This is a genomic window from Flavobacterium sp. 1 (genome assembly GCF_002797935.1).
Lineage (GTDB): Bacteria > Bacteroidota > Bacteroidia > Flavobacteriales > Flavobacteriaceae > Flavobacterium.
The window spans coordinates 918,306-937,028 of record NZ_PGER01000001.1 but is presented as its reverse complement, the minus strand read 5'-3'; the positions used below and the strand labels follow the sequence as shown (position 1 = coordinate 937,028).

General features: G+C 32.5%; 9 protein-coding genes. All 9 read right to left on the bottom strand.

Translation table 11 applies throughout. From position 1 onward, the window contains the following. Positions 1–19: 19 nt before the first annotated feature. Positions 20–2,227, bottom strand: a complete 2,208-nt coding sequence (locus CLU83_RS04020; RefSeq protein WP_100430416.1) for a CRTAC1 family protein — start codon at positions 2,225–2,227, stop codon at positions 20–22. Between the two features lie 59 nt (positions 2,228–2,286). Continuing rightward, positions 2,287–3,768: a vanadium-dependent haloperoxidase gene (locus CLU83_RS04015; protein ID WP_100430415.1), complete on the bottom strand. Its 1,482-nt coding sequence runs from the start codon at positions 3,766–3,768 to the stop codon at positions 2,287–2,289. A gap of 178 nt (positions 3,769–3,946) precedes the next feature. Next, a complete protein-coding gene (locus CLU83_RS04010) occupies positions 3,947–4,495 on the bottom strand; it encodes a hypothetical protein (protein WP_157801986.1) in 549 nt (182 codons plus the stop codon). 288 nt (positions 4,496–4,783) lie between these two features. Beyond that, positions 4,784–6,280 carry a RagB/SusD family nutrient uptake outer membrane protein gene (locus tag CLU83_RS04005; RefSeq protein ID WP_232726975.1) on the bottom strand — a complete coding sequence of 499 codons (1,497 nt, stop codon included), beginning with the start codon at positions 6,278–6,280 and terminating at the stop codon, positions 4,784–4,786. Between the two features lie 16 nt (positions 6,281–6,296). Continuing rightward, the gene (locus tag CLU83_RS04000) at positions 6,297–9,341 is read right to left on the bottom strand and encodes a TonB-dependent receptor (RefSeq protein WP_100430413.1); all 3,045 of its coding nucleotides are present in this window, start codon (positions 9,339–9,341) and stop codon (positions 6,297–6,299) included. Positions 9,342–10,172: 831 nt separating this feature from the next. Continuing rightward, entirely contained in the window at positions 10,173–11,672 is a 1,500-nt protein-coding gene (locus CLU83_RS03995; RefSeq protein WP_100430412.1) for a hypothetical protein, read from the bottom strand. 660 nt (positions 11,673–12,332) lie between these two features. Further along, positions 12,333–12,716, bottom strand: a complete 384-nt coding sequence (locus CLU83_RS03990; RefSeq protein ID WP_157801984.1) for a hypothetical protein — start codon at positions 12,714–12,716, stop codon at positions 12,333–12,335. Between the two features lie 483 nt (positions 12,717–13,199). Continuing rightward, entirely contained in the window at positions 13,200–13,565 is a 366-nt protein-coding gene (locus tag CLU83_RS03985) for a hypothetical protein (protein ID WP_100430410.1), read from the bottom strand. A gap of 796 nt (positions 13,566–14,361) precedes the next feature. Further along, entirely contained in the window at positions 14,362–18,522 is a 4,161-nt protein-coding gene (locus CLU83_RS03980; RefSeq protein WP_100430409.1) for a hybrid sensor histidine kinase/response regulator transcription factor, read from the bottom strand. Positions 18,523–18,723: the final 201 nt, after the last annotated feature.

The window sequence follows — 18,723 nt, the reverse complement described above, 5'->3', positions numbered from 1 at the left end:
AAGATTTTAATAAATTTCTTTAAATACAAATTGCAGATTTCATTTTCGCAGTCGGGAAAACAATCTTTTTAATATCCGTTTTCAAAAATTCTTCGTCCCCTTCTTTTATTTTTATGAACTGATTGGGTTTTACATTTTTAAAAAATTGTTTTTTATGGCTTTTCGCCCAAGTGATTTCAATTTGGTCAATCATCGCTGCCTGCCCAACCCCTATTTCTTTTCTCAAAGCCGATGAACCAAAGCTTCCTCCCGAGTTTACTTCAAGATAAACATTTCTGAAAACGCCTTTTTCTTTGAAACTTAGCTTAATTCTTGTGCCTATTGCCGATCTGTTAGTATCAGTGCCTTCCAATTGAATACTGATCCAGCGGTTTGTGTTTTGACCAGGATTAAGATAAAAGGAGTTCGTATAAGAATCACCAATGTAAGCACCGCCGACTTCTATGAAAATATCGGAATCTCCATCATTGTCCATATCACTAAAACCAACAGCATGACCTTTCTGCAGATTTCCTACTCTGCCGGAAACTGTAACATCGGCAAATTTTCCATTTCCCATATTCCGATATAATTTATTAGGAATAAGCGATTTATAGTCGGGATTTCCTGTACCAAGATACATATCCAAAAAACCGTCATTATCAATATCTCCAAAATTTGAACCCATTGCAAACACACTCTTATCAAGTCCTGCAGCTTTTGAAACATCCGAAAAAGTCCCATTGTGATTATTATGATACAAATACATTTTACTGCCTTCGTTCGGAATATTTAATGCTTCTCTCGCAACTGTCCCGGCAATTGATCCTTCAAACTGATAACCGCAGACAAAAAGATCCTGCCAGCCATCATTATCATAATCCCAGAACCATGTTGGAAAAGTCATGACATTAAGTTTTGACAACCCTGCTTTTTCAGTTACATCCACAAATTGAGGAATGCCGTTTTTGGATCCCATATTCTTTAATAATGTTTTTCGGTTATTCATACCGGACAAAAACAAATCAATTCTCCCGTCATTGTCATAATCACTAGAAGTTACTCCTTTTACAAAAGTGACTATTTCACAATTTGCTTTTTTGGCTACATTTGTAAATGTTCCGTCCTGATTGTTTAAATATAATTCGCAGGGAAAATTATCCTGCGGTCTCGATTCATTTCCTATAAACAAATCCAAATAACCATCATTATTAAAATCATTCCAAGTCCCAGCTTGGGTTGGTAACTCTGAGTACAAACCGCTTTTTACAGTTACATCGGTAAAAGTGCCGTCTCCATTGTTTCTCAGTAATGAATTGGGCTGTATTCCGTATACATTCATCCATGCACCTCTCAAAACAAATAAATCTATATCTCCGTCATTATCATAATCAGCCTGAATCATATTTAGTCCTCCTTTGAATCGGCCTATCTCTGATTGTTTAGATAAATCTGTAAATCCTCCTTTTTTATTATTTTGATAATAGTGCATAACCCCGTCCAAACTCCAGTCAGAAGTCATAATATCTAAATAATCATCATTATTGAAATCATCCAGAATAACACCTCCGGCCATGTTTTTTTTCACTATTCCCAAATTTGAAGCTATATCAACAAATGGTTTTATGGAGTATCCTGAATTATCTTTATCCAGATTTGGTATCAGCCATTGGCTTGGCACCTTTGACGGATAACCTCCCAAAGTCATGTAAGCGATATTGAGCAGCCATCGTGATTCATAATCTGAAGGATCATTGGTCAATAACATTTCATAAACTGCTATAGCCTTTTGTGAACCCAATTGTTTTTCATGAATCCCCTCTTTGATTATAGGCATAATACACGATTCTGCCGTATGTGATTTCAGGCAGTTTTGACGTTCCCCAAGCCGCATATAGGCTATTGCTAATTTTTTGGAAATCTCAAATTTTTCAGATCCGTTTACTATTGGTGAATTTGACATCGCCTCAAATATTTTTACGGCATCATATTCATTTCCTAATTTCAGCAGACTTTCTCCTTTCTTAAGTTCATACAGCAATTTAAAATGTCCGTATGCTGAGTTTGAAATAATTGAATCATAAAAAACAATTTCTGCTTTTGGAGAAAAAACATTGTCTTTTACATCATACATTTTGCTTCTGGTTTCTAATACCTTAACCATTTTGTCATTTGGATTAGAAAAATAGTCACAAGACTGCATCAAAAAGGAAGCTATGGGCAATAGCAATAACTGTTTTATTTTCATATTTTCAATTTTTTAGCTTAAAACGAAATTTCTTTTTTTCTTAAAATAAAGGCTTCCTTTTAATCAATTATTTTATTTCCAATATGCATATTATAAAACTTCCAAACCTCATGAGCCACATTTCTGCCAAGTTTTAGACCTTCGAGATTATCAGCCTGAATATGATAGCCTCCCATTACTCTTGAAATTCCTGCCATCTCAGCTGTTTCGGTAAATGTGGGGAATTTTAGAACAACTGGGGATCCAATGTTGTTTGGCTCCGTCATTGCTCCTGGAATACAAGTTGCAGAATCTCCAAAAGTATCACTGCCAGTCCATAATTTTAATGCCTCGGCACAACCGCCGCTTATGGTGCTGTGTCCGGAAACATACCCTGGAAAAGGCGGACATAAAAAAGTATCTGGTGAATAAGGTCTCCATTCCTGTCCCTTCATTTCCTTGTATCCAGCATCAGGACCTCCCCAAGCTTTTATAGTCTGGTCTTTAAAATAATAATGAACCAGAGCATAGGGACGGGCATAGTCATAAAACATTTTTGCATCCCAGCAAGCTATAAAACAATCCATAGCCGTTACCTGATTCAAAAAATACATTTTTACATCTTGATCCAAAGAATGATTATCACGTATTGAAACAACTTGGGCAAATTTTAACCAGTGTCCTGCCTGTTGTACTGATTTTGGTCCATCGCGCATAAATTCTACTAATGCCTTTTGTTCATTGGTAAGATTATTTTGCAGGTCAATAACTTCTTTCACTTCATTTTTAAGCTGTTCTGAGCCAACTAAAGGCGGCGGAACTGGACGAAATTGATCTCCTGACAGCATTCCCACTGGCTTTACTTTGTTCCAAAAAGGAGTCAGACAGTTTGGCGAAAATTTCCCTCCTTTGCCATCAGAAAAGTATTTTGGCTGCCAGCGGTTAATATCCACCATTTCATCTGGAGAGTTGACTGGTTTGTAATTAACATAATTAAAATAGGGAGTTCCATTTGAACCATTTTCGTCACCATATTGATTTGATCCATCATGCCTTCTGGCTTCAATTACTGCTTTTGCCGCTAAATTTCCAATTCCGGCTGGTGTTTTTGGGTCTAATGACTTATTGTTTGGATCCATTCCTAATTCGACCATAAAGGACGCAAACAGTTCTTTGTCTGAATAAAAATACTCACACAATGCATTATAGGCAGCATAACTTATTGCTATTTCTTTATTTTTGAGGGTTTGTTCGTTATCTGGCCTTCTTGCTGTGTCATTTAAATATACTGGAATAGCAGCCTGATCATAACGGCTCCATGCATCAAAAATGGCAACAAAAGTAAGACCTAAAAGACGTGAAGTTACCGTGGGTCTTGGTCTGAATTTATCGGTATCATTTGCAGTTGCCTGTAGTGCCATTTGGCTCCATTTATAGGCTATATTATCTTTTCCCAATGGTTCTGGGGCTATCTTTGGATTTTTTCCTACATTAAAAGAGTATAAATTAGAAGAGAATACAATTAGCAGGACAATTATATAGTAAGAAAAAGAATTCTTCATTTTGATAATTTTAAATATGGTTTATTAATAGATGATTTAGTTTTCAATTACAGTTCATAATTGAAAAAAGTTTTAGGAAATCGTGTACAGAAAAAGTCATGCAATTGCAAATGCAAAAGCCTTTTAATGCACATTATGATGGTTTAATCATAATAATTTTCAGAAACATAAAAAATATCTAAGCCACATTTGGAGGAGGGTAATGAGTTGTAAAAAACCCATCTAATAAATCGTCTTTAAGAACAAACGAAAATGATATTGAATCAGGAATAAATTCAGAGTTGAATTCATAAACAGCTGTATCATTTGAGATGTAATCTTTTTCAAATGATTTTAAAAGTTTTTTTGTTGGATTTTCTTTATTTGAATTCGTATCAATTAACTGATTATCCACAAGGTCTCTTAATTTTTTATTTACTGCAGCCTGATGAGTGTTTTTTAAACAGTATAACTTTAAAACATTATTTTGTATTCTGTTTTTAAAAACATGATATACAGTGTGATTGATTATTATGTTTTCATTGACTTCTTCAAAGCCAGAATCTACAATATATGCGTATGGATTAATATCCAGTTTTATTATTTGAAATCTTGAATCATCAGCATTTTCCATAGATGCTACCCATGTTTGCTCTTTCTGAGCATTAAACAGCACATATACCCCCAAAACATTGTAGAAGAATGTCAGGAGTAAAAAAAAGACTGCTATTTTTTTTAGGTGTTTCAAGTTTTTTTTGACTATGATTTTATTTTTGAATTAAAAGGAATAATGCATTATTTAACGGTAAGCAAAAAGACTGCTTAACTATAACTTTAAATCTTTGCAGTAAGTAAATATTAGAGAAGGAAGATTAGAAAGAATTGTAAAGCCTATTTTTAAATTCATAAACTATAAACCGCTTTAAGAAATTAAAATAACTTACTTTCTAATTTATCAGTAAAAAACAGCGTATTTGCATACGCTGTTCAATTACAAAACTAACTTAACCTAACTCAATTTTAACAAAACTAAAAATTACCAACCAGGATTGTTTCCAGTAATCAAAGGATTTTTACCAGTTTCATTATTAGGAATTGGCCAAAGTTCATTTTTACCTATTTTAAACTTTGTTCCTGCTAATTCCGTGGCTGCATTACCCCATCTGATTATATCATCAAAACGGCTTTGTTCACCTGCAAATTCAACTTTGCGTTCGTGTATAATCGCTTTAAAAACTTGATCTTTTGTAAGTGTTGTCACTAATGGCAATAATCCTGCTCTAAGACGCACTTGATTAATGTAACCAATAGCTGTTGCTTGAACTCCACCAGGTCTTTGATTTTCACACTCCGCTTTCATTAGCAAAATATCAGAATATCTGATGATTTTAAAATTAATCCCAGAATCGATTGCCTCATCAATTTTCTTATAGTAGTTTGAATATTTTTTCCAGCCAGCTCTTCTTGTTCCGCCACCAGATCCAAAATTGGCGGCTACCATTGTATTACTGCCACCATTGTACTTATCGCCTACAACATAAAATGTTGCTGCAAATCTTTTATCATTAGCTTCAAATTCATCTAAAATATTATCTGATGGATACACGTTATACCAATTCAAATTACCATATTCCTGACCTCTTAAAGTAGATTCATTACCCCCTTGAGCTCCATTTCCTGCTCCCCATAGATTTCCTGTTCCCAACTTAGCATCAAATTCAACCTCAAATATAGATTCAACGCCATGTTCTTTTTCTTCAATAAAATTATCATAGAAATCAGGTTCAAGCGAAAATCCAGTAACCGCATTAAGTGCAGTTAAAGATTCATCATACTTTTTTTGATATAACAAAACTTTCCCTAATAAAGCCTGTGCAGCTTCTTTAGTAGCTCTCCCTTTTTGTTCGGTAGTTCTGCTTAATAAAGTAGTTATTGCAGTTTTTAAATCCGAAACGATTAAATCATAAACTTCAGCTACTGTAGCTCTAGCCCTAACATCATCTGCTCCTTTAGGAAGTGCATCATACAAAGGCACGCCGCCAAAACGCTTAACCAAAAGAAAATAATAAAATGCTCTCATAAATTTTGCTTCACCGATGTATTTATCTTTTGAAACTTGTGGCAAAATAGAATTATCGATTGCGTTTATTTTGTCTGAGTTAGAAATTACAAAATTTGATTTGTTAATTCCCAAATAACAAACTGTCCAATAGTCCGAAATATCGGCAGAGCCCGAATCAAAAGAAAACTCTAAAAACTCTTTTTTGTCAGCTTCTAACTGTGGATTTCCAGCATTCTCGTGGGACATATTATCCAATTCAAAGAAATACAAGCGTGTATAAAGTGCAGTTGTCTGCAGATTAGCATATGCCGCATTGACAGATGACTCCACTTGATCCTTAGTTTGGAAATAAGTTTCAGGAGATAAAGTAGTAGGATTTGTCAATTCTAAATCTTTATCAGAACAAGAATTTGTCATACAAATTAATGTGAATATCCCCAAAATAAATTTTATGTTTTTTATATTTTTCATATTTTTCTCTATTTTATTAAAATGAAACTTCAAGCCCTATTAATACTGATTTTGGCTGTGGATAGTTACCTCTATCAATACCTTTGTCATAATTGGTACCTCCAATAATACCAGCATTTCCATTCCCAATTTCAGGATCTAATCCAGAATAATCAGTTATTGTAATGAGATTTTGGCCACTAGCATATATCCTAAGTTTAGAAAAATATTTACTAAGATCACTTGGCAATGTATAGCCAATACTTATATTTTTTAATCTGGTATATGATCCGTCTTCAACAAAACGGCTGCTCACAGCTGTATTTTGTCCTGCTCCATTAAGTCTAGGAATTGAAGAATTTGGATTTGTTACCACTCCGTTTACAACTACTGATCTATCTAATACCGCTGTGCCTGCATTAAATAATTTTGCCATACCTTCTAAATCATAACGATTGGTGTTGAAAATATCATTCCCCTGAACACCTGTTATAAAGAAATTAAAATCAAATTGCTTATAGGTTGCGCTAAAATTCATACCATAGGTAAAATCTGGAAGAGGATTTCCAATTTTAGTTCTATCTGCAGATGTTATATTCCCGTCACCATTCAAATCTTTAAATCTGATATCACCTGGTTTAACAGTTGTTTGCCCTGGTGTGGCTGTAAAAACTGCATCAACCTCAGCCTGATTTTTATAAATACCGTCTGCTTGTAAACCATAAAAGTAGAATAACGGATCACCAACTGTTGTTTGTGAAATTGCATCACCTCCAGCTCTAAATGCAGTTCCTCCAGCAATTTTATCAATTCCCCCTAAATCTAACACTTCGTTTTTGCTAGTCCCTAAATTAAAGTTGGCAGACCATCTAAAATCCCCCTCATTATCATTATAGCCTAATACAATTTCATACCCTTTGGTACTAACTGATCCAACATTTTTAGGCTGACTCCCTGAAAAAGAACCAATTGAAGGCGAAACTGGTAAGTTTAATAATAAATCATTACTTCTGTTATCATATATTTCAAAACTGCCTGTAATTTTATTATTGAAAAAGCCAAAGTCTAAACCTATATTTTTCATTGTTTTGGATTCCCAATGCAGATCTGGACTTGCCAATGCCCCAGCTGTAGTACCAACAGCAGCATTACCGCCTATAGGATAAATTAAATTCCCTACCAAAGAACCGCTGTATCCATAGCGGCCAATTTCGTCATTACCCGTTGTACCATAAGAGGCTCTTAATTTCAAAGTGCTTACTTGAGTATTTTGAAGAAAGTTTTCTTTGGCAATATTCCAGCCTCCTGCAACAGAATAAAAATTGGCCCATCTGTAATTGCTGCCAAAACGAGACGAAGCATCTCTTCTGCCGGAAATGGCAAAAAGGTATTTTTCGTCATAATTATAATTTAGCCTTCCAACATATCCAACTCTATAATCTTCAAATGTAGAACTGTTTAAAGCCGTAACTGTAGAACTGTTTAACTGATCAATTTCATCAGATATTGAGTAACGGCTCCCTGCATTTACTTGTTCTCCTTTGGATTTATTATTTTCAATTAATATTACTGCATCAAAATTGTGTTTTTCGGCTATTGTTTTCTTATAGCTTAAACTATTATTGAACATGATAGTCTGCCCGCTTCCATATAATCTTGTAGTGGAAGAATAAGCAGCAGAATGAGTTGAACCATTAGGAATATTATCATCATCATAAGATGGAATAAAATTTCTATTATCAAGATCATAATAATCTAAAGAAACTTGTGATCTGAATTTCAAGTCTTTGATTATTTCAAATTCCGCAAAAATATTCCCTGTTATTCCTAACGTTTTATTAATTGTATAACCTAAACTCTGTACTCTTACAGGATTTTCAGCATCTTGACCATCAGCTGCATTACTTGGTCCTTGATAACCTCCCAAATTAGTAGAATTATATACCGGTAAATAAGGAGCCGCTTTTATAGCATGCTCAATTAAGGTACGTCCTCCAGATATGCGTTCTGGATTTTGCTTTCCAAAAGAAATCCCCATATTGCTGCCTACTGTCAATCTTAATTTTTCGATTTTTTGGGTGTTATTCGCTCTAAAAGTATAGCGCTCATAACCCGAATTAACAATAACACCATCTTGATTCAAATATTCAGCAGAAAAACGGTTCGTAGAATGATCCGTACCACTGGAGTAATTTAAATTATAATCCTGCATAATTCCAGTTGTAAAAATTTCATCTAAATAATTTACATTATTATTTAAGAAATCTGCAGGTCTATTTATAGTAACCCCCCAATCTTTAGCATATTGCTGGTATTGCTGTGAATTAAGTAAATCATACGTTTTACCAACTTTCTGAAAACCTGTGTATGTATTAAAAGATAATTGACCAACACCACTTTTACCTTTTTTAGTAGTCACAATAACAACTCCATTTGATCCGCGAGATCCATAAAGAGCAGCTGTAGAAGCATCTTTAAGGACAGATACACTTTCAATATCGTTTGGGCTGATACTTGTTAAATTTCCAACAATAACTCCATCAACTACATACAATGGACTATTATTATTTGGACTGCCTAAACCTCTAATACTTACTTCTGGAGTGGATCCTGGAGATCCATTATTAATAACCGTAACCCCAGCAGCTCTACCCTGTAACGCAGATTCAGCATTTGTGATAGGCAAGGCAGCAATATCTTTGGCACTTACTGTAGAAATTGCTCCTGTTACATTTCCTCTTTTTTGAACACCATAAGCAACAACAACAACTTCTTTCAAATCCTCAGAAGCATCTTTTAAAGTTATATTAATTGAAGTATTGCTTCCAACGGCAATAACTTGAGAGGTCATACCTATAAATGTAAATACTAATTTATTATTGGACGCGGCATTAATTGAATATTTTCCATCAAAATCTGTAACTGCTTCTCCAGACTCACCCTGCACTTTAACGCTTACTCCACTTAAAGGAAGACCAGATTTGTCTGAAACAACACCCTGTATTGTTTTAGTTTGAGAAAAGACAGCCTGCCCACAAAAAAACAGCAGTGCAAGAATTGCGAATTTCATTTTTAATTTCATAGTTGATTGGTTTAATTTTAAAATTGGTTCTTTTATTATTTGACATTCTTCAAATATTAAATGGTAATTATGTAAAATCTTTGTTTTTCATTTAAGTTAATTTGGTTAATAATTGTTTAGTAATGATTTTATAGTGCTTTTCTTCGGTATTTAATTATTTAGTTTATGTCAAAATTTATTGTTCAGAAATGAAAGTTTTGAATATCGTTAAGCTTCAGAATTTACTCACTGATTCAAATTTCACGAAATCAAAATATTTATAAAAATTTTAACAAAGTTATTCTGTTTACCTGTCGTTTTAATATAACAAATGAAGCATAATACAATACAAATGTTGCAAAAAATATAAAAAAAGCCAATAATTACAGGCTATTGAGTTAATTTGTTACATAATCAAAAAATACACTATCAATAAAATAATTTTATTTATTTTTTGTTATCAAAAAAATAAATGTTAAAATTTTAAACATATTAATTAAACGAAATTTTGATGAAAATTTTGGGTAAGAAACCAAAAGGGCTCATTTTTAAAAAATGCTCAAAAAAGGAAATGTTGATTTACAAACTTTGAAGTGATTATTCATGATTGATCGTTTGAAATCACAAATGAGAAGTTTAAAATTTAAAAAGCAACTCATTACAAGTTGCTTTCTAAATTTTAAATAAAACGCCAGTCACAAAAATAATGCAGAGTTCTACTTCGAGTTAATAAGGAGAACCTGAGAAATTATTTTTTTAACAGTAACACTCTTCAATGAATTATCTGCTAAACTAATATACACAATAAAAAATATCGCCTACATAGAAAATTCCAAAATTTTACCATGCCAATTAGGCTTGAATAAATGAAGCCACTGGGGTCATCATTAGGTTACATTGAACATTTGTTCCCCAATCAACATCATTGGAAACAGTAATTCCGTCAACTACGTTGGAAGCTGGAACACCACATACGGCATCCCAATTCGAATTTACATAACCTTGTATTGATATTGCAACACCAGAATTAACTTGTATAGATGCCGAAACTGGATTATCGCCATCAGTAGCTGCAGAAACCGTACCCATTACTACACCTTGCTGAACAATTTGAATATTGCAAGTAGCGTAGTTATTGACAGTGATTGCCGCATTCGGTGCTGAGTAAATTTTTAATGGCAATAGATCTGTTGGCCAAGTTATAGTAAAGGGAGGAGAACCTGCTGATGCTGGTGCTGTTGTTGGTGCTACTGGCATGCTGTTTACTGGGTTTAATGGTTCAGTTGATACAGTTGAAAATGCTTGTAACAGATCGGCAGCACCACCTAATTCAGTTGTCGTTAATGCATTATTATCACCAACAGTGTAAAGACCATATCCAGCACCTTCTTCCAACATTTGAAAAGCTACCTGTCCCGATAATTGTTGATAGAGAGAAGATACAGTATACATGGAATTGACATCCTTCCAGTCACGAGCAACTGAGCCAAGCCCGCCTGTTTCAGTCAAGAAAACAGGTACAGCTAATGGTTGGACTTCCGTTCCAAGACCCAAGTAAGCACTATCTGGTGGCGTACTTCCCGTAACGTACCTATAACTATTTATGCCAATATAATCCATCCTGTCAGTTTCACCACCTGCGGTATAATATTGGGCTATGATATCCGTTCCGATTAAACCTCGTTGATATAGAATAGGGTTTGAACTTCCCCATGAGCTTTGCGGTCCATCCTGCATAGCAGCACCAACTGGAATAATACGGTAATTATTAGCTGCTATATGAAATTTAATATCTCGTGCAAAAGATTTCATGGCTTGAGCAACTGTAAGTTCCAAATTGACTGTATCCAAAACAATTTGAGAAGGCAGTGTATTTGGATTAGCAGTGTTTAGGTTCGATGCTTGCTGACCAGGGAATTCTACTTCATTTCCTACAGAGAAACAAAAAGTGTTATCGTATGCTTGAAATTCATCGACAACCCTAGCCGCATGATTGAAAGTTTCTTGACTGTATTCGCCGGTCATCTGTTTTATTGAATTTTCTGATGTTGCTAAACCAACCATCACATATATTCCTGCGCTTGCAAGACTAGCCATACTCAGGTTATGCTGATTATTAGGATCTACCTGATACACGCGAATACAATTAGCATTCAATAATTGCAATTGAGGAATAATTGTATTTACCATCAAGTTATTATGATCATTTGCCAGAATATCTTTGATATTTAAATTGTTGTTAAGAGTGCTTGTTGCCGACAAGGCAATACCACGAACCATAAATCGAGTATTTTCTGTACCATAAACAAAGGCTTTTCCGCTTATTGAAATTGTACTTAATAAATTCGTCATAATTTTAAAATTTAATTGTTAATTCTGCTCATAAGGCTTTTCAGTTCCGTCTCGTTTTTTATAGTAGTTCTAGTTTCTACTTTTTATTTTTGCAATATTACTCCTCAAATCTATAGCATTACACAATAACAAAAAAGAGTATAAACACTTGATTTTTAATAAGTTTAACCGTTTAATTAAAAATATTCAGGTGAGTTTTATAAAATAGAAAAAATAAAGCGAGCTATTTTGTGCTGATGAAATAGAGGACGGATTTACAAATGGCACATCAAAGCAAAATCTTCCCTATGAAGTAAAACAGATTAATAATTATACTTGAAAGATTACGCTGTGAAGTACCTCATTGATTTTTGGAGAATTGTTTGATTAATTTTTCTTGAAGAAAAACTTAATCAAATTCACTTTATACAGAAGAGTAATGTTGAAAAATTAGGATTAAAACCAGCCAAAAAGAAATGAATATTTTCGATCTATTCGGTCGACAAAAATATAGTGGAAAATAGATTTAAAGAGAATGAATGTAATTTCAAAAGGCGGAGCAGAACATCCTATGATTTTGTAAAAACGTTTTGAAGCCATGAACGAGATATGTTCTTTAAAAAGAGGATCACTGACAAAACGTATCTTAATCGTATTTTTATAAAGAAGTTATGCAATAAACTATTTATAATCTTTAGGACACAAGATCATTACAATAACTTGTATCTCATAAGGAGAAAGGTTTGAAATAATCAGATTGCTGCCTGCAAAATCTGCAATAGCAATAATCTGTTGCTGTATAGTTAGAGTATGGATGCCGTTAAATGCAGTACCGTCGTTAAATGTGACTGTAGTTGTTGCACCAGTATTTACTACAGTTGCGTTTTGAGAACGGCTGGAATTACTTATATAGCAAATACATTGAGATCCATTATTGGTTTTCAAAACGGCATAGCTAAACCTTGAAAGCATTATAGTATCTCCCTTATGCTTATTGAAGTCTTGACCATAAACTGAGTTAAATAGTAATAATAGTAATAAGGAACTACATGTTGGGTATGTCAATTTTTTTATAAAAATTTTAATCTGTAGTATTAGCTGAAATTTGAGCTTTCCCATTATTCCTTGTATTGACAATATTGCAAATAATGACTATTGTATCAACAAGGTATCTTTTATCATAAACAATTAATGATGATAATTCGTTGGTAACAAATGGAATATCACTCAAAGAGTAATAAACGATCTACCATACCAATCTAGAATTTGAGTCCCTGAAGCACTAACAATTGCAAATTAATTTGTTAACAGAACTTAGCAAGTAATAAATTGGGACACCCCTTAATAGCACCTGAGCTAAGTTTAGAACCCTTTTTCGAAATTATTATGAATTGTTGTTTTTGTAGATTCGCTTTCAAAATAGAATAATCATCAAATCTAAAAAGCTTGATGATGTCTTTCCTAAACTTCCCAAAAGCCTTATATTAAGCAAATAAAAAAAATAATTAGAGGGCTAAGCAAAGCAAAAGCCCTCTTTTTTTAAGGTATTTAACTTGCAGTATTAGCCACAATTGAGGCATTTGCATTATTTTGTGTATTGGTATTGTTAGTAATGGTAACAATTGTACCTAACATATCTCCTTGAGCTTGAAGACTAGCCGATGGTGAATTAGGAGGTAACTGAAAGAATCCATTTAAAACGGGATAAACAACTCCGTTGCACTGAACAAGAATTCCAGACGCTGGAGCACCAGTAATTGCAAAATTTAATGTATTTGCAGTACTTTGGTTAGTAATTGTAAGAGTGGAACTAGTTCCGCTTGATGTTTTCCATGTACAATTCATTCCTCCTGAGATAATAGCAGAACCCGTTTTAGAGATTGTTGGATTTGCTGTTGCTGTAGCTGTTGACATAATTTTTAAATTTAATTATTCTTACCTACTCATAAGGCTTTTCGGTTTTCGCCCCGTTTTTAAAATGGTTTCTGGACTCCATTTCAACTTTAGTAATATTACTCAACAAACTTATAACATTACAAAACAACAAAACAGCGTATAAATACCTGATCTTCAGGTAAATATGATTATTTAATAAAATATTAAGATAATTTTTGTGAAATAAAAAAAACAGACCAAATTTATTTAAGTAAAATAGATTTATAATTATTACTTAAAAATATGCTATGGTATTTTAAAGAATGTTTAGAAAATCATTTGAATTATTTAATCGTTTTCACTATTCAAAAGACTTTTCGGGTTCCGTCTTGTTTTCAAAGTGATTTCTGGACTCTTTATATGCTATTTATAATAAAAGCTTAGAATTAAACTTAAAGTATGAACCTTAAGCTAAAATGTTATAAGGTCTATATTCTGGTAATATGTGCCTCCCTTTTCAAAGGTTAGTAAACACACACATATTATTAATAAAATTAATTAGAAACGAATGTTCAAAATAAATTTTGCTGGCATTCTTTTATTTACAAATTAAAATTACAGCAGAAGTAAAGACTTGAATAAAAAAATGGCATGAAACAGGATTTCTTGTCCATGAGAGCAACGGAAAGAGGAATTAAATTATTTTTAAAACCCTATAATATATGCTATTAAGAATAAAATCTATTATATGCTTATCCATTTTAATACCTAATCCTTTTATATCTTTATAGTTTAAAGCAAATTCTATACGAACATATTAGATTTTTATAGAAACTTAACAGCTTATTTTTTTACCATCTGTAGGCACGTAACCATATTTTGATTTAAAGCATTTAGTAAAATAAGAAGGAGACGAAAACCCAACCTTATAGCTTATTTCATTAATATTGTCAGTACCTTGTTCAATTAACTGTCTGGCTTTTTCTAACCTGATATTTCTAATGAATTCATTTACTGATAAACCGGTCAGCGTTTTTATTTTTCGGTACAATTGGCTTCGGCTCAAGAAAACAATTGACGCTAACCGCTCAACGCTAAGTTCTGGCTCGCTAATGTTCTCATGAATATAATTTAATGTCTTTTGCATAAAATCATTATCAATCGTTGTAGTTTTCTGCTGTGCTTTTTTAGTTATGCCATCATAAAACTTATTAAAAATAATTTGCCTGCTGTTTATTAATTGAGCGAGGCTTGATTTTAGAATGTCCATATTAAACGGCTTGCTCAAATACAAATCTGCCCCCGAATCTATACCTTCCAATCGATCTTTTACTAATGCTTTTGCAGACAGCATTAGCAAAGGAATATGAGATGTTTTAATGTTACCTTTTATTTTTTTACACATTTCCAAACCATCTGTTACAGGCATAATGACATCTGTAAGAATCAAATCAGGCAACTTTTGTACTGCCAAATCATATCCTTTTTGCCCATTTTCGGCTACAATGACCTTATATTCTTTTTTAAGCTCTTCTTTTAAATAACTTCTTAAATCCGAATTGTCTTCTACAATCAGTACAGTATGCGTTTTATCTGAATTTAGCTCACTATTGTGCAATTTCAAATTATCCTCCAATGATACCTGATCTTTTAAACTATTTTTGCCTTCCAAATCTGGTTTGTACTCTTCTTTGGCAAATTCAGCTGCCTCAAAAAAATCTTTCCCCAAAGGAAAAATAATTTTAAAGCAGGTTTTTTCGCCTAAAACACTGTCTACTTCAATTTTTCCTTTGTTTAACTCGATAAATTCTTTAACAACTTCCAAACCTATGCCAGTACTTCCATAATAAGTCTTATTTAGATTATTTACCTGATAAAACCTTTCGAATATTCTTTTGATTTCTTTTTTGTCCAATCCGGATCCTGTGTCTTCAATCGTAATTTCATAACTTTTAACTTCCTTGTCGCCATTTATCAAAGGAAAATAAATAAGTTTATTATTTTCTTTGATTCTTACTTTTATACTTCCGTAATCTGGCGTAACCTTGAAGGCATTAGAAACAATATTAAAAATTATTTTTTCCAGCATTTTTGGATCAATCCAATCATTTAATTTTTTAAGCGAAGAAGAAAACGATAATTCAATTTTGCGAAAATTAGCTTCCTCTTCAAAATGGCTCAAAATATCTTTTACAAAACTGATTACTTCTATCTCCTGAACCTGCAGCTGTACCTGATTAAACTGCAGTTTTCTAAAATCCATCAGCTCATTAATCAGTCTTGATAATAAATCTGAACTTTTATGAATCACCTTCAATTTGTTTAAAACTTCAGTATTTAAATTATATGCATTATTTTTTAGTAAATCATCCAAAGGATTCATTATCAAAGTCAAAGGAGTTCTGAATTCGTGAGAGATATTGGTAAAAAACTGGAGTTTTTTATTGTTCAATTTTTCGATTTGAATCCGCTTGTCTCTTTCAAAACTAATCGCCTGTTTTGCCTTAAATTTATTCTGATAGTAAATAATTATATAATAAGCTCCCAAAACAGCAATTACTAAATACACAAAATATGCCCAATATGTTCTCCACCATGGAGCCAGAATTGTGATTTTCAATTCCAATGGTCTTTGACTCCAAGAGCCGCCCCGATTTGCAGATTTCACTTTAAAAACATAATCGCCTGAAGCAAGATTGGTGTAGGTTGCTATACGTTTATTCCCTACATAATTCCATTTTTTTTCAAATCCTTCCAGATAATAGGCATATTCATTTTTACCAGGATAGGAATAATTAATGCCAACATATTCTATTGTAAAAACTGACTGGTTATGATTTAAAGTAATGCTTTTTGTTTCGGAAATGACTTTTTGTAATGGAGAATCGGCTGTGGCAGGTATAACCGAAGTATTAAACAGCTTAAAATCTTTAAAGTACAGCAGAGGCTGTTTGGTGCTTTTGGACATTTGTTTAGGATCAAAGTAATTTATCCCTTCATAGCTTCCAAAATAAATAATTCCCTTTTCATCTTTTAAAACCGAATTATTGTTAAAGTCATTGACTAACAATCCGTCTTCTGTATTAAAATTATAAAATTTATTGTTTTTTAAATCCAGTTTTGTGATTCCAGATCTGCCGCTTACCCAAATTGAACCATAACAATCCTCAGTTATTGAACATACTGATTTTTCTTTAGCAGATTGAATACCATTATACCAAGATATTTTTTTTGATTTTTTATTATAATTAAAAAGCCCTGAACCATCTGTTCCAATCCAAATTAATTTGTTTTTGGATTCAAAAATAGACAATATTGTATGTGTTCTGATATTATTTAAAATTTTGGACATTTTATCCTTAACAGAAAATACAGTGAATGTGTTCTCTTTTTTATTTACACTATAAAGCCCTCTTGTGGTTCCCACCCAAATAATATCATCTGAATCAACAAATACTTTGCGTACAAGGGAAGAAGTCAGTAAATGATCCTGAAATGGCTTAGAATTGCATTGAAAAAAGGTCTTTTTTGAAGGATCAAAATAACTTAGCCCTCGTTCAAATGTTCCTATCCAAATATTTCCTTTTGAATCCTCTGCAAAACTCAAAACCCTATCAGAGCTAAGCCCTTTAGTATTTTGAGTATTATAATTAATAAAGTTTCTGGTTCCTTTTTTTAAGAAAAAAATTCCCTCATTCCAAACAGCCAACCATACATTTTGCTTGCTGTCAAAAAAAACTTCCTGCACATTATTGCTTTTCAAACCCGAAATGAAAGAACTGTCGTGACTATTGATATGTATAATTTTTTTAGTCTTAGGATCAAAAACATCAACCCCCCCGCCTTCCATGCTTATCCAGAGCTTTCCTGAAAAATCCTTAGCAATTGATGTAACCGAACTTGTCTGCAAAGAATTTACATTATTCAATAAACTTTCGATTGAATTAAACTGCCCTGATAATTTATCAAAAATACAAACACCTTTATTGTAATATCCCAGCCAAATTCTATTGTCATTATCCTTCAACAAAGACCATATAGAATTTGATTTCAATCCGTTTTTTTCAAACTTATTCGGTAAATATTTTTTTATTATTGTTCCTGAATTATTCAGCAAAAAGAGCCCGTCATTTTCAGTAGCGCAAAGAATATTTTTTGCATCTACAGCAATAATAGAAAAGATTCTTTTATTTGTAATTGAGATCTTTTTTTGTTGATAACCACTCTTGTTTTGGACAACTTTAATTAAGCCGTTATTTGTAGTACCAATCCATAAATTATCATTACTTTCAAAAAATAAAGATTCTAATGAATCCGTAATTTCGGATTTAGAATTATCACTTTCAACAAATTGTACCTGCTCTATAAAATTCTTTTTGCTGTCAAAATACTTCAATCCAAAATTTGTTGCAGCAAATACTTTTCCTTGTTTATTTTTTGCAAGACCTCGAATAAACAAATCAATATTTAAAGGAATATTGGATTTAACTGTTGTTAATTGAAATGTCTTCAGGTCTAGTTTCAAAAGACCGTATTGTTCTGTACCAATTAATAAACACCCTTCATTATTTTCAATTAAACTCCTGACAGTAACTATATCATCTCTATTGATTTTAAGAGCTTTTTTTAAATCAATAGTATCAAATCTATTTAGATCTCTATCATACAAACACAAACCCTCCTCTGTACCCACCCATAATCTGTTTTGAGAATCGACATAGGTGGTGTAAATAAGGTTACTGTTTATGGATTTCGGAGTATTCCAATTGGATTCATAAACTACATAATTTATCCCATCATATTTATAAAGCCCCGCACCGTTTGTCCCTATCCAGATATATCCTTTTTTGTCTTGAACAATAGACCAAACTCCCCGTTTAGAAATACCTTCTTTTATAGAGCGAAATTGAAAATTTTCAAAGTCGCTTTGTGAGTAAGAGATCATCACAAAAAATAAACAGCATATAAGAAATATATTTTTTTCTATTTTTAGCATTTTGTAAATTATTTAATAAGTAAGATTTTTTTTAAATATATAAAAATATAAAAACATTAACTCACAAAAATGAAAAATACGACAATTTTTCATACAAAACATCAAATTACTAATACCTAAATATTAGGCTCTTTATTTTTTCAGTTGTTACATGACATCACAAACGAATAAGCGATTCTCTCTAAAGATGCTCAAAACAAA